The organism is Levilactobacillus brevis (assembly GCA_021383565.1).
In the GTDB taxonomy this organism is placed as follows: Bacteria; Bacillota; Bacilli; order Lactobacillales; family Lactobacillaceae; genus Levilactobacillus; species Levilactobacillus brevis_B.
Window position 1 is genome coordinate 2326658 of the sequence record CP079699.1, and the last position, 13859, is coordinate 2340516.

Consider the following 13859-nt stretch of genomic DNA (forward strand, 5'->3'; position numbering starts at 1 on the left):
CACCTACCATTCAATCTCGGCAACCGGCGTGGGATGCGGATTGTGTCGTGCCGATTGAACCTGAGCATCGCTGATGTGAATGACTTGGTCGCCCATTTTGGCAATGGCGCTGTTGTGGGTAACAATAATCACGGTCATATTGGTTCGCTGGGCCCCGTCTTGGATGACCTGCAGAACCTGTTTTCCGGTTTGATAATCCAGAGCACCCGTGGGTTCATCGCACAACAGGAGCTTAGGGTTCTTGGCGATGGCCCGGGCAATGGCGACCCGCTGTTGTTCGCCACCGGAGAGTTGGGCGGGAAAGTTAGCCGCGCGATCGGTCAAGCCAACTAACCCCAAGGTTTCATTGACATCGTGCGCGTCTGCGGTAATTTGCGAGGCCAGTTCGACGTTTTCTCTGGCGGTAAGGTTGGGGACGAGGTTGTAAAATTGAAAGACGAAGCCGACATCCTGACGGCGGTAGGTGGTTAACTGCTTGGTATTCAATTGGGCAATATCTTGGCCGTCGATCAGAACCTGTCCGCTAGTGGGGCTGTCCATGCCTCCGAGAATGTTGAGTAGTGTGGATTTGCCGGCGCCACTGGGACCAAGGATGGTGACAATCTCGCCTTGTTCCACGCTAAAAGAAATGTCTCGATTGGCAACGGTAATTTGGTCACCCTGGGTAAATTGGCGGGTTTCCTTGATAACTTCTATGTAAGCCATACAGTTGAGACTCCTTATTTTAAATTTTGTTCCTGGTCGATAACTGACAATTGGTTGTCTCGCCGTTAAAATGCGGTGGGTAGTTGGAAAAAGGTGGTTTTTCTAGCGGCGATCCCTATCCGCTTAAGTTAATTGTAGGCGGAAACGCGAATCGACGCAACGGAAACCGATTTCAATTCGCTTGTAAATCCCCTGCAGTTGGGTATACTGGGCGCATGAAGTGCTTAACTAGCAGGAAAGGATGTTTTGCAGATGAAAGTCGTCATTATTGGTGGTGTAGCCGGCGGGATGTCGGCCGCGACCCGGCTGCGACGGTTAGATGAGAACGCTGAAATTGTGATTTTCGAGAAGGGACCGTACGTCTCGTTTGCCAACTGCGGGTTGCCGTTTTACCTATCCGGAGAAATTAGTGAACGGTCTGACCTTGTCGTGCAGACTGCGGCGGCCTTGCAGCAGCGGTTCAACCTAGACGTGCGGCCCAATCATGAGGTGACACGGATTTTACCGGCCGAGCACGTGGTGGTTGTTCGCCACGCTGGTCAGGAGAAACGGGAATCTTACGATAAGCTGATTTTATCACCGGGTGCGCAGCCAATTATGCCTAATTTACCGGGAGTGACGCCGGCCAATCGGGTCTATGCTTTGCGCAATATTCCCGATCTCGACCGGATTATGGCCGAATTACAAAACGACCGGGTCCGCCGCGTACTGGTGGTAGGTGGCGGCTTCATCGGGCTGGAAGTGGCCGAGAATCTGCGCCTAAGCGGTTTGGCCGTCACGGTGGTGGAACAATCTGATCACGTCTTACCACCGCTAGATCCCGAGATGGCGGCCTTTGTCCAGGCGGAACTCAGCCAAAATGGCGTTGACGTCATCACCAATCAAGGGCTAACGGCACTAGAAGACGACGGTCAAACGGCGGTATTGGCGGATGGCACGCGTTTGGCAACGGATCTGACCATTATGGCTGTGGGCGTTCGGCCAGCCAGTCAATTGGCCCAGGCGGCCGGATTAACCTTGGGCTTGAAGGGGGGAATCGTCGTTAACGACCATTACCAAACCAGTGATCCTGATATTTATGCGGTGGGGGATGCCATCGTCGTCAAGCAACAGCTCAATGGTCAAGATACCTTGATTGCACTGGCATCGCCGGCTAACCGGCAGGGTCGTCAGGTGGCGGATAATCTCTGTGGTCTGAAGCACCCGAACCGTGGGAGCATTGGAACGGCCATCGTCCGCGTCTTTAAGCTCGTTGCCGCGGCCACGGGGCTCAACGAACGCCAGGTCAAACAGCTAAAGCTTAAGTATCGGGTCGTTCACGTTCGTGGGAACAGCCACGCCGGCTATTTTCCTGGTGGTACGCCAATGACGTTGAAATTAATTTTCAACCCGGACTCCGGTAAAATTTACGGTGCTCAGGGAATTGGCGCGCAGGGCGTGGATAAACGCCTCGATGTTCTGGCCACGGCCATTAAGGGTGGCTTGACGATTACGGACTTACCAGAATTGGAACTGACCTATGCGCCACCGTTTGGCTCAGCAAAGGACCCCGTCAATATGTTGGGCTATGCAGCCATGAACGTCGCGGAGGGGTTGAGCCGAACCATTCAGTGGTCGGAACTCCCGGAACGGTTGGCGGCAGGATGGCGGCTATTGGATGTGCGGGATCCCGACGAATTAAGCGATGGACAATTTAAGCAGAGTCTGAATATTCCGTTGAACCAATTGCGTGATCGATTGGGTGAGCTGGATAAACAACAACCCTATGTGGTCAGTTGTTTCAGCGGGCAACGGAGCTATATTGCGGAGCGCCTTCTTCGGCAGCACGGCTTCACCGTGGTTAATCTGGACGGCGCCTTCGCCTTGTACCACGCCGTCCGGCCGCAGGACTTGGTGTATGACTAAAGATTGAAAATAATTTCCAGCTAACAGGGCTATGACCATTCACGGAGTCACGTATTGTCACCTGTGGTGAGGAGCGGTCAGCGTGACTTGTGATGACGTTAAAGGTGTTTTTGTTCAAAATCCCAATAAGTTGCTTGCCTTCGAGTAGGTCTAAGGGACTATGATGAATCCATCACTTAAAAGATGGAGGAATGACGATGCCAACAATTACGGATACATTTACGCTGAATAACGGGTTGAAGATGCCCAAGGTCGGTTTCGGCACCTGGCAGACGCGGCCAGGTAAGGAAACTTACGATGCCGTCAGCAATGCCCTCAAGGCCGGTTACCGCTTCATTGATACGGCCAAGGCCTACAACAATGAACAGAGTGTAGGTGAGGCCCTGCGTGATAGCGATGTGGCGCGCGAGGAGGTCTTTGTCCAGACCAAATTACCGGCCGAATCCAAGTCCTACGATGCCGCCATGGCGGACTTTGAGAGTAGCTTAACCGCTCTGAATCTGGATTATGTCGATTCTTACATCATCCATGCGCCGTGGCCGTGGATGCAAATGGGCTCTAACCATGACGCCGAGAACCGCGACGTTTGGCGGGCCATGCAGGACATTTATGACAGCGGTCGGGCTAAGTCAGTGGGCGTTTCCAACTTCAACTCCCACGACCTGGAAAACTTGTTAACTTGGGATGGCCTGACGGTGACGCCCGCCGTTGATCAGATTCAATACTACGTTGGTCACACCCAAGAGTCGATTGTGAAGACGGCTGAAGCCCACCAGATTACGGTGCAAGCTTACTCGCCGCTGGCTACCGGTGGTTTGGTGGATAGCCCTGAGTTGGAACGTGTGGCCGGTAACTACGGGGTCTCCATTCCCCAGTTGGCTCTGCGCTATATCGTACAAAAGGGCGTGGCACCGCTACCTAAGGGCCGTTCCATGGCCCACGTTCAAGCGAACACGGCACTTGATTTTGAGATTAACCCTAAGGACATGGCCTTTCTAGATCGATTATCCGATCCGAATGGTTGGCATCCAGTGGGGGACTAGAGAATCCAACAGAATAGCGAGGAGACGGTGATCGTGCTTTGGCGGCGGTCACCGTCTTTTTTTGAAAAATTTGGGCGAAACGTGCAACAAAATCACATTTTTTTACATTAGTAGTAAGTAGAGGCCGGTTGCCTGAGTCAGAGTGAGTTGATCTGTTTTAAGAGTATATCAGGTTATTTGAAACAAGTATTTATTATGCCTACGCACCGCGCCGAGACGTGCAAGCTCAGACTGTGCACATTGAGAAGAATGCGTGGGTTGGCGCCGGTGCGCTCATCTTACCGGGCGTGACGGTTGGCGAGAACGCCATCGTGGGGGCCGGTGCCGTGGTCACGAAGGACGTTCCTGCCAATATGGTAGTCGTGGGAACGCCGGCCAAGATACTGCGGCGCGTGAAGGAAACTGTGTAAGAAAATTAGCGGGAGAGCAAAAAGACCACGAATCCGACGGGGCACGCGGTCTAAGGGGTTAATTTTCAGCAAGCGTCAGTTCATCCTGAAGCTGGGCCAACAACGCCTGAGCCGCGGCGGATAACCGTTGGCCCTTGAGCCAAACGAAGCTAGACCCCGATGAAATTCGCGGACTTAGTGGAACAAAAGTTAGATCGGATTGGTTGGTGTTGATGATTCCGTCCAATCCCAAGGCGTTGCCGACGCCCGCCGACACTAGCAGGGAAGCGTTATAGAGCAGATTGTAAGTGGCCACGACGTTGAGATCAGCCTGCTCGAAACCAAAGAGGTCGTGGATCCGGGCAGTGCCACCTTGTTGCGGTACAATGAGTCGAGTTTGCGCGACATCTGCCAGACTAACCGTGGTTTGACGGGCTAGGGGATCGGTATTTTTAACCAATAGCCCCCAACGACTCTCGCCGGGAAGCCGGATAAAGTCGTAGTCGTGCTTGTCGATGGGTTCCATGACCACGCCGAAGTCAAAGACGCCGGAGGTCAGGTGCTGATGAATGTCAGCGGCGTCCATGCTGACGAGGTTGATCTGAACGTGGGGATGGCGTTGATTGAGGTGGCCGATCGCCTGAGCAACGGTGAGCATACTGCGGGCTTCGGCACTTCCCACGTAGACGGACCCACTGATGTCTTTCTCCTGGTGAATGTTGGCCAGGGTTTTATCGGTGAGGGAAAGAATCTGCCGAGCCTGGTTGGCAAAATACTCGCCGTCAGTGGTGAGCTGAATCGTCCGGTTTCCTCGTTCAAAGAGCGTCGTGCCGAGTTCTTCCTCCAGCTCCTTTAGCTGGCGTGATACGGTAGGCTGTGACACGTGCAGGCGAGCGGACGCCTTACTGATGTTTTTTTCCTGAACGATCATCAAGAAGTAACGCAGGACCCGTAATTCCATGGTAGCCATCTCCTATAACTAGAATGCATAGATTTTAATTTAATCTAAGCATTCGACATAACGAAAGTCAAGCCATAAGATAGGGAGTGAAGATAGACGGAAAGGAAGTCAGGCAATTGCGAAGTTATCAGTGGAGTATCTTAACGAAGAACACTTGGCGGGCGGCAGGACGTTGGCAATGATGACGTGGACAGCCCAACGTTTACGAGCGTTTGCGACGGCTGACGATCTGCGCATCTCGCCATTTTATAGCGACGGTCGGACTTACGGTACGCCAACGTGGATCTGGTCCGTGGTGGTTGATGGCCGCTTGTACGTACGTGCCTGGCACGGTCAGCGTTCATCATGGTACCAGTCCGCGGTGCGTCAACGTGGCGGCCGGATGTATCTAGACGGGCAGAACTTTAAAATTAAGTTTGTACCGGTAGCCGTCGATTCACCGCTGACGACTCAGATCGATCGCGCCTATCGTCAGAAATACGCGGACAGCATTTATGTTCTATTGATGGTACAGGCGGGGCCGCAAGCGGCGACACTCGAGATCCAGCCCAGTGAGGGTTAAGCGAAACAGTCAGTTAATCAGCAGGCAGTGACCATGAAAGGCGGGGGCAGGATGAAAATTAACGAGGCGGCACGGCAACTACAGACCAGTGCCTGGACGTTGCGGTATTACGAACAGATCGGGGTGATTGCGCCGGTCACGCGGGTGAGTGGTATTCGGGACTACACACCGGGAGACATTGCCCAGTTGCGAGAGGTCCTGACGCTACGCGATTGCGGGGTCAAATTGGCAGAGATTAAACAGTTGTTGGCACTAGAAGGAGCGGCGAATACGGAACGCGTGCGGCAACAACTTCTCCAAACGCGCGCCACCGAATTACGCCACGAGATTGACCGTCTCCAAACGTCTCTGGGTCACCTCGATGATAAGATCGCGACTCTGGCCACGCCCAAGCAAGCGCTCGTTGGCAATGGTACGCGCTAAAGGGTAGCGTTATTAGCAATTGGAAATGCGCGCACAACCTACAATTTTTAAGTGAAAGTTGAAAGTTCGCGAACACGCGCCAGTCTCCAGCTGGCAAGGCTTATCGCCATTAAACTAGTCATCGATACCACCTGCGGCTGCCAGAGATTCCGGCGCTGTGGGGACCGCCTGCGGCCTAAAAAGCGGTCCTCCGGCTCGGTTTGAAGCCTGACCAAGATCGCGTCAGTCTCCAAACACGTCCCGCGCTGTAAGCTGACCCAGAACGTCAGCTAACACCGCTGTCACGGCTGCCTCCATCTCTGGCTGCCTCCGGTTACGATGGTTGAAGACCACTGAACGTGCGGTGACATCGCTTGAGTGACCATGTTGGGCTATTGGATACTCCTCACGTAGCCGTGAGTGAGTCAAATTTGGTCTCAGCCGTGGAAACTGGCGTCTTTGAGACGCGGGCTGACGGCTCAAAGCGAGGGACAAGACCGTCCTTTGGCTTGGCCCGTCCTGCCCACAGCGATCCAGACCAAATTTGGCGAACGGTAAGGCGGCCAGCACGTGATTACCCTATTGTAGTGGGTGTTATCCTTGTTACACCGCGGATTCTAGCTGTTTTCTAGCTTTAAACCTTCAGTAAAAGATTAAAATGGTGTTTGACTATCTCAGAAATAAATCAAGGGAGTGTATCATATGAAAGCATGGACGACAGCACAACTCAAAGCCTTTACTACCGCAGATGACATGCGGGTCTCGCCCTTTTACGAAGACGGGAAAACGTACGGGACACCGACCTGGATCTGGTCGGTTGTCGTGGGTCAACATCTCTATGTTCGGGCATGGAACGGGCCACACTCGCGGTGGTATCAAGCCGCCAAGTCGCAGGGAGCCGGGCGCATTCACCTAGCCGATCAGGACTTCGATGTCGCTTACGTCCCCGTGACAACCGACGATGCGTTGACGACGGCGATTAATCAGGCTTATGCGGCCAAATACGCTGGCAGTCCCTACTTACCACCAATGTTAACCGCTGGTCCAATTAGCGCGACGGTGCGGTTGGATTTGAAGTAATCACTAAATTTGGAGGAAATCAACGAATGACTAAAATTATGATTGTTGGCGCGCATGGCGCCATGGCCCAGCTCTTGACGGACCGTTTATTAAATGAAACACAGGTAGAACTGACGTTATTTCTACGGGATGCCGCGCGGTTGAACCGGTATGCGGATAATCCCCGGGTCACGCTGGTCGATGGGGACGTTAAGGATACGGCCCTAGTCGCCAAGCAGATGACCGGAACCGATCTGGTCTACTCTAACTTGGGTGGCCCGGACTTAGCCGATCAAACGCAGAGCGTCCTGACGGCCATGAAGCAGACCAACACACAACGCTTCGTGTACATCAGTGCGCTGGGTGCCCATCACGAGGTTCCGGGTAAGTTCGGCGAATGGAACGAACAAGCCATTGCGGCCTTTCTACCGGGCTTCCGCAAGACGGCGCAGTTGGTAGCCGATTCCGGGCTCACCTACACCGAGATTCGACCGGCTTGGCTGACCGATAACGATGAGGTGGACTACGAAGAAACGCAACTGGGCGAGGACTTCCAAGGCACCGAGGTCTCACGTAAGAGCGTGGCTGACTTCACCTTGAAGGTCATCACTCATCAGGACACCTATCAGAATGCCAGCATCGGGTTGGACAAGGCCGGTACCGCCGGCGATCAGCCCAGCTGGATCTAAGGAGTGTGGACAATGACCGTTATTGATGTATTTGCGCACGTCTTACCACCGAAGTTTTTAGCGAAAATGAACGCCGTTCACCCTCAGATTTTGGATCAATTTCCGTACATGAAGAATGCCTTACTGACGGATCTGGCCCAGCACCGCGCGTCATTATCCGCGGATCACCAACAGATTCTCTCGCTGGTGAACCTCAATCCGGAAGATTTCGTGGACGCTGATCAAGCGGCGGCACTGTGCCGTTTTGGCAATGCTGAACTCGCCGAACTGGTTCGCGCCAATCGGGATGTTTTTCCGGTCGGTGTGGCCATGTTACCGTTGAACAATGTGCCCGCCGCGTTGGAAATTATCGACGAACAGGTGGCCCATAGCGATGCGCTGGTCGGCGTGCAACTGTTTACGCAGGCGTTGGGGCGGCCGATTACGGACCCGACGTACGAACCAATCTTCGCCAAGCTGGCGGAAATTGGCGCGCCAATTTGGCTCCACCCGGTCTTCGATACCCATAAGACGGATAATAATCTGACGTTTAGCTGGGAGTACGAGTTGACCCAAGCTATGTATGGCATTGTTGCGGCGAAATATTTCCGCAAGTATCCGCGACTCAAGGTGATCGTCCACCATGCCGGTGCGATGGTGCCGTACTTCAGCCAACGCATCAAGTACATTCAGTCGGCCGAGGACTACGCTGACTTTCAGAAATTTTACGTGGATACGGCGATTCTGGGCAATCCCCAAGCGTTGGATCTGGCGGCCAGCTTCTTCGGTGTCGACCATGTGTTGTTCGGAACGGATTCGCCCTTCGGTATTCCACCAGTGGGACCGACCGCAGTAATTGAACAAGCCGTCCAAGACATGGCCCTGACACCGGTTCAGAAACAAGCCATCTTACACGATAATTGGCACCGATTGATGGGAGCGATGAACAAATGACGATAGAAAATGAACAGCGATTGCAGGCGTGGTTACCCGATGATCCGGATCTGGCACACATCGTTGGTCGTCTCATGACGGCCGTGACAACGGCGCCGGAGGCCATCGAACCGGGTGAGGCCAGCGTCATTGCCATCGTTACGTTAACGGTGCAACATACACCACAATTGATTCCCCAACAGGTCAAGCTGGCCTTGCAACAGGGCATTTCTGCGCAACAGATGTTGGAAGCCGTGTATCAATTGGTGCCGGTCGTGGGTTTACCCAAGGTGCAGGACGCATTAAGGGCCATGCACACGGTCTTACCGGCCGCACAGCCAACACCATCTACGGCCGATGAGGTCGGTGCGACGGTCCAGCAACGCTTGTACGGGACGGAAATTAAAACGTTACTGCATGGTTTACCGGCCAATGCGGGTAACGATCTGCCGGCTTGGCTGACGCAACATTTTTTTGAGGATTACTACGGTCGCGCTGGTTTAACGGTCGCTCAGCGGGAACGTTACGAGCTCATGGCATTAATCACGCTCAACGTGGACTTTCAGATTAAAGCCCACGCACGCGGAAGCCTGAAGGCGGGAAACAGTGAGGAACGGTTGATTTGGTCGGCGCTCCAACTCTTGCCATATGTCGGGTTTCCGCTGGTGATTAACAGTGTGCAGCGGATTCACGCGGCGGCCGTCGAGTTAAACAATCAGAAGGAAGCGTAAGTATGGATTATGTAAAATTTGGCAACACGGGGCTGGATGTCTCTCGGTTGTGCCTAGGCACGATGGGCTTCGGTAATGCGTCGACGGGGATGTTTCCCTGGGCGGTTGGCGAAGAACAGAGCGAGCAGGTGATTAAGCAAGCGTTGGATCTCGGTATCAACTTCTTCGATACGGCGAACATTTACTCGCACGGCGATAGCGAACGGTTTGTAGGACAGGCATTGAAAAAGTTAGCCAACCGCGATGAGATCGTGCTGGCCACGAAGGTCTTCTTCACGCCGGAAAAGGCCCCCAACGTGGCGGGCCTGTCGCGTAAGGCCATCTTCTCGCAAATTGACCAAAGCTTAAAACGCCTGCAAACGGACTACGTCGATCTGTACGTCATTCACCGCTGGGACTACAACACACCGATTGAAGAGACCATGTCGGCGCTAAACGATGTGGTGAAGTCGGGGAAGGTCCGTTACATCGGTGCCTCGGCGATGTTTGCCTGGCAATTCGAAAAGGCCCAGGCCGTGGCCGAACAGCACGGGTGGACCAAGTTCGTATCGATGCAGAATCACCTGAACCTGTTGTACCGCGAGGAAGAACGGGAGATGTTGCCGCTATGTGCCGATCAGGGCATTGCGGTGACCCCGTACAGTCCGCTAGCTTCTGGTCGGTTGACCCGGGATTGGGCCGGCAACACCAAGCGCTATGCGACCGATGACGTGGCGCGGTCGAAGTACGATGAGAGTCAGTCGTTGGATATGCCGATTATTCACCGTGTGGGCGAACTGGCCGAGAAATACGGCGTGGATCGCGTGCAGATTGCGTTGGCCTGGTTGTTGCAGGAACCCACGGTCACGGCACCGATTATCGGCGCGACAAAACCCGAGCATCTGCAGGGGGCGGTCAAAGCGTTGGACGTTCACTTGACGGCGGCTGATGTGCAGTATCTGGAGACGCCTTACCGGCCGCATGAAGTCGTGGGTCCGTTCACAGTGAGTCAGACGGATTATCAACGTTAAGTTAAAGAGATTAGAAAACCGGTGTCACCCCGCGAACGGAGCGCCACCGGTTTTGTTGGCGGATGTTTAACTAAGACTGGGAGTAGGACATCGTCATGGAATTCGCGGCTATCATACATGATCTGTTTATTGATTAGCGCCGAACAAAGAAGTGATAAAGGAATACGGTAAGACGTAAAAACGGTGCCCCCATATTGGAGACACCGTTTTTGAAAGTCATCGTGATAAGTTCCTTATCGTGCCAGTTATTCAGCGTGAACTTATTTAAACGTCTGGTTCACATACGACTCAACCGTCCCGGTCTTAGCCGATTCGTTGACCCGACCAGTCAGTTTGACTTGGTCACCGGTCTTCATCAGCACGGCCTTCGGGTAGTCGGCGGTTCCGACCGTCCAGAGAGTGTCGTTGCCTTTGACCGCAAATAACACGTTTTGGTTGTCGCCGTTTGGAATTACCACAACCCGTTCCACGGTGCCCTTGAGCTTAACCGTCTTGGAGTTGGTGGTGGAACTAGCCGTTGAGCCGACCGTGGCAAGCTGAACCCGGTATTGGTCGAGCGCCTGAGTGGCCGTAGTGGCGTAAGCCTTCACACTCTGATCGGCGGCCTTGATGTAGGCGTAACTCCGGAAGGCCCCGGTGGAGTCTAACAGCGAAACGACCCAAGTTGGCGTGCCGTCGATGTTGTACATGATCGGCATGGTAGCCGACCATTTCTGGGCGACATATTCCTTTTCGGCAATCTTCTTGGCACCGTCACTGTCCATGACCCCGATGTTCTTCCCGGTGTAGTAGGTCAGCGTCCCCGTCCGGGCGTTAATCATGGAGTAACCCATGGTTGAGTCAGCGCTGGTCTTCGGCGAGGTGAAGTCATTGAAGTAGGAAATGTTGCCGTGCTTATCGACGACGGGCGTTACACCATCTTCAGTCCCGTTACTGTTAGGGTCCTTGACGCCTGTCTTGTTGAAGTGGGCGTTGAAGTAACCGTTGCCGTACCAACCGAAGATTTCGTTCATCTCGGCGGCAGTCGAGGAAGCAATTGATTCGTTAATAAACTTTGGTGCGCCGGCGGCCGTGTAGAGCTGGGTATCCCCCGTCTTAGCGTTGAGGACGACGACATGTAGACTCTTGTAGTTAATCCGACTGGAGACCCCCCGCGCCTTGTAGACGGTTTGGATGAAGTAAGGTTCGCCGGAGTCCTTGATTTCGAGCTGCGGTTGGCCTTCCTGAACCCAGCCAGGGAAGCGGTTGTAGATTACCCGTTGTGCGTCTTCAAAGAGGTAGGCACTGGGTGTGTATTTCATGGATTGTTTGATAAAATGCGGTTCGGCATTGACGTTGGTGGCGTCAATCATGAAGTAACCGGGAGACTGTCTGGCCCGTTGCCAGCGCCAGAAACCGTCGAACTCCACCGGTGCGATGTAAACGGTCTTGCCCTTGACGACCTGTGTCTGCAAGGCTCCTAGCTTGTAGTAGGAGGTGTTCGGCACGGCACTCATGGCCTTGTTCATTTTGTTACGGACGGTCTTGGGTGCGATGGCGATGGGCGTGGCGTCCTTGTCTAAGAGGGGCGCGGTCTTCATCGTCTTGATTTTCAAGGAATTGTAGACCGGTTTGACGCCAAACTTGGTCTGTGCGGCCCCAAATAAACTGACCACGAAGAGTAAGGCGAGTAGCCCCGCGGCCACGTTTAAGCCTTTATTACGGCTGCGCACGCGGGGATGCTTATCGCCATTTTCCACCTCAACGTTGGGACTGCTGAGAGCCAGAAACGGCAGGTACAGCACCCCGCTGATGACGTTCATGATGATTAAGCTAAAGAGCGCCTTGCTGGGAAGAATGACGAAAACCACTCCGATGGCGATGAGGTAGTAGACAATGTAGATGCCCGCCAGTAAGCGAAGGTTTTGGGGGCGTTGCACGATGCCCATAATCGCCATGATGAAGGCGGATAGCGTACAGAAGAAAGCAACTAGTAACATGAGATAAACCCTTTCCAATTATGTCTAGAGAAATAGCGACTGGTTACGCTGAACGGTTAACATAAGCCGTTAACCTGGCGCACCAATGTATGTAAAAAATAATAACCTCCTCTAGTTTACCCTATTTATCCAGGCGACTAAAGGGGAACGAAGAAATCCGGGACGGAAAGTGACAGCGCTTTTAAAAAATAGCTGGTTCAGTGACTGTGTAGAGAAGATGCGCCGGCAACCAGCCGGCAGAGATTATCGCCATTAAACTGGTCATCATCACCTGCGGCTACTAGGCATTCCGGCGCTGTGGGGGTGCCCGAACAAGAAAAAAGACCAGCGCCAACGGCTGGTCCCCAAACTTTTCAATTATCGAGGTGCGGTACTAACGCTTAAACATGAAAATGCCCCGCACAATCTCTGCTCCGATTAAAACAATCATGAATGACCAGGTGACTAATGTTGCGACGCTCCCCATTTGAAAGACCTCCTCGAATCCACGCGACTTCTAATTACCTTCATTGTACGCTGGATGCCGAGATGGCACAATAGGAAACGCTTACATTTCTATAATTAATCGCTACATTTTAGCGATTAATTATAGAAAAAGTAACTGTCAGTGGTTTGTCACGACAATCAGATCGGCGAAGGTGGCCGTGGTCATGCCGGGTGTAATCCGCAGACGCGAGAGGTTATAGCGCCCCTGCTGCATCGTGGCGAAGCCCTCTTGGGTGGTCAATGCAATCTGGTAGCCACTTTGCTTAGCCAAGCGATGGGTGGTGGCGTTGGCCCGCCCCGCCGGATAGCAGAGCATTGCCGTATGTTGGTCGATCTGGGTGTCGAGCCACTGCTTGGATTTGACCAGCTCCTGTTTCTGTTGGGCGGTCGTCAGCGCGTTGAGGTTCAGGTGTTGTACCGTATGGCTGGCAAAGTCCACGTGACCGGACGCCTTCATCTGCTTCATTTGGGCGAGAGAAAGGTGATTACTTTTGTGCGTAAATCCCGTGATGACGTTAATGGTTGCGTGGAGGTTGTACTTCTTCAGAACGGGTAACCCATTCGTCAAGTTGTCCTTGTAGGCATCATCGAGCGTGATCCAGACGATTTTTTTCTGCGGGACGGTGTTGGTGGTTAACGCACGGATGGCCTCGGCCGTGGTCAGCGTCCGGTAATGATGTTGCTTCAGATAGGCCATCTCCGCCGCGAATTGTTGCTTGGGCACCCGCAGTTGATTGCCGCTAGAAATGCTGTGGTACATCAAAATCGGCAACTTCAATGGTTGCTTCAACTTGATCCACGGGGTTGCCTTGACCTCTTTAATGGCCGTGGATGACGCGTCCTGTCGTTGAATCCGGTTGTGGCGTGCCGGCCGACTGGTCGTATTCGGTCGTGATTGGCTCCACACAAAGCCGCCCGCTAGTAGCGCAATTAAGGCCAGACAGCCCCCCAAGAGCCACCATTTTCTCTTCATCACTAATTCCCCCAGTTTGTTCGTTTACTGTTTAGTATAGGGGGTTCAGTGCT

At 53.5% G+C, this 13859-nt stretch carries 14 protein-coding genes; 10 read left to right on the top strand and 4 right to left on the bottom strand.

Going from position 1 to position 13859, the window contains the following annotated elements; genetic code table 11:
* Window positions 1–3 precede the first annotated feature (3 nt).
* On the bottom strand, window positions 4–705 hold the full coding sequence (locus KB236_10775; GenBank protein ID UIF28989.1) for an ABC transporter ATP-binding protein: 702 nt from the start codon (window positions 703–705) through the stop codon (window positions 4–6).
* 252 nt (window positions 706–957) lie between these two features.
* Between KB236_10775 and KB236_10780 the strand changes: the two genes are divergently transcribed.
* The 3 genes from KB236_10780 to KB236_10790 all read left to right on the top strand — a co-directional run bounded on the left by KB236_10780 (window position 958) and on the right by KB236_10790 (window position 4063).
* Window positions 958–2610: an FAD-dependent oxidoreductase gene (locus tag KB236_10780; GenBank protein ID UIF28990.1), complete on the top strand. Its 1653-nt coding sequence runs from the start codon at window positions 958–960 to the stop codon at window positions 2608–2610.
* Between the two features lie 197 nt (window positions 2611–2807).
* Complete coding sequence (locus KB236_10785) at window positions 2808–3653, top strand: aldo/keto reductase (protein ID UIF28991.1); 846 nt, start codon at window positions 2808–2810, stop codon at window positions 3651–3653.
* 188 nt (window positions 3654–3841) lie between these two features.
* Window positions 3842–4063, top strand: a complete 222-nt coding sequence (locus tag KB236_10790; protein UIF30360.1) for a hypothetical protein — start codon at window positions 3842–3844, stop codon at window positions 4061–4063.
* A gap of 58 nt (window positions 4064–4121) precedes the next feature.
* On the opposite strand, the gene KB236_10795 is transcribed toward KB236_10790, so the two are convergent.
* Window positions 4122–5003, bottom strand: coding sequence for a LysR family transcriptional regulator (locus KB236_10795; protein ID UIF28992.1), 882 nt, complete (start codon window positions 5001–5003; stop codon window positions 4122–4124).
* Between the two features lie 181 nt (window positions 5004–5184).
* Here KB236_10795 and KB236_10800 point away from each other — a divergent pair, with 181 nt between their 5' ends.
* From KB236_10800 to KB236_10830, 7 genes are all read left to right on the top strand, one after another.
* Window positions 5185–5565, top strand: coding sequence for a DUF2255 family protein (locus KB236_10800; protein ID UIF30361.1), 381 nt, complete (start codon window positions 5185–5187; stop codon window positions 5563–5565).
* 51 nt (window positions 5566–5616) lie between these two features.
* The gene (locus KB236_10805; protein UIF28993.1) at window positions 5617–5988 is read left to right on the top strand and encodes a MerR family transcriptional regulator; all 372 of its coding nucleotides are present in this window, start codon (window positions 5617–5619) and stop codon (window positions 5986–5988) included.
* A 681-nt stretch (window positions 5989–6669) separates the two neighbouring features.
* Entirely contained in the window at window positions 6670–7047 is a 378-nt protein-coding gene (locus KB236_10810; protein UIF28994.1) for a DUF2255 family protein, read from the top strand.
* 26 nt (window positions 7048–7073) lie between these two features.
* Window positions 7074–7715: an NAD(P)H-binding protein gene (locus KB236_10815; protein UIF28995.1), complete on the top strand. Its 642-nt coding sequence runs from the start codon at window positions 7074–7076 to the stop codon at window positions 7713–7715.
* Between the two features lie 12 nt (window positions 7716–7727).
* Window positions 7728–8648: an amidohydrolase family protein gene (locus tag KB236_10820; protein ID UIF28996.1), complete on the top strand. Its 921-nt coding sequence runs from the start codon at window positions 7728–7730 to the stop codon at window positions 8646–8648.
* Window positions 8645–9358, top strand: coding sequence for a carboxymuconolactone decarboxylase family protein (locus KB236_10825; protein UIF28997.1), 714 nt, complete (start codon window positions 8645–8647; stop codon window positions 9356–9358). Before KB236_10820 ends, KB236_10825 begins: the two co-directional genes overlap by 4 nt.
* Before the next feature lie 2 nt (window positions 9359–9360).
* Window positions 9361–10368, top strand: a complete 1008-nt coding sequence (locus KB236_10830) for an aldo/keto reductase (GenBank protein UIF28998.1) — start codon at window positions 9361–9363, stop codon at window positions 10366–10368.
* Window positions 10369–10628: 260 nt separating this feature from the next.
* Here the strand turns inward: KB236_10830 and KB236_10835 are convergent, their stop codons facing one another.
* Together KB236_10835 and KB236_10840 are read right to left on the bottom strand one after the other, a co-directional pair.
* Window positions 10629–12347 (bottom strand): hypothetical protein, encoded by a 1719-nt coding sequence (locus KB236_10835; protein UIF28999.1) that lies wholly within the window; start codon window positions 12345–12347, stop codon window positions 10629–10631.
* Window positions 12348–12951: 604 nt separating this feature from the next.
* Window positions 12952–13806 (bottom strand): polysaccharide deacetylase family protein, encoded by an 855-nt coding sequence (locus KB236_10840; GenBank protein UIF29000.1) that lies wholly within the window; start codon window positions 13804–13806, stop codon window positions 12952–12954.
* Window positions 13807–13859 lie beyond the last annotated feature (53 nt).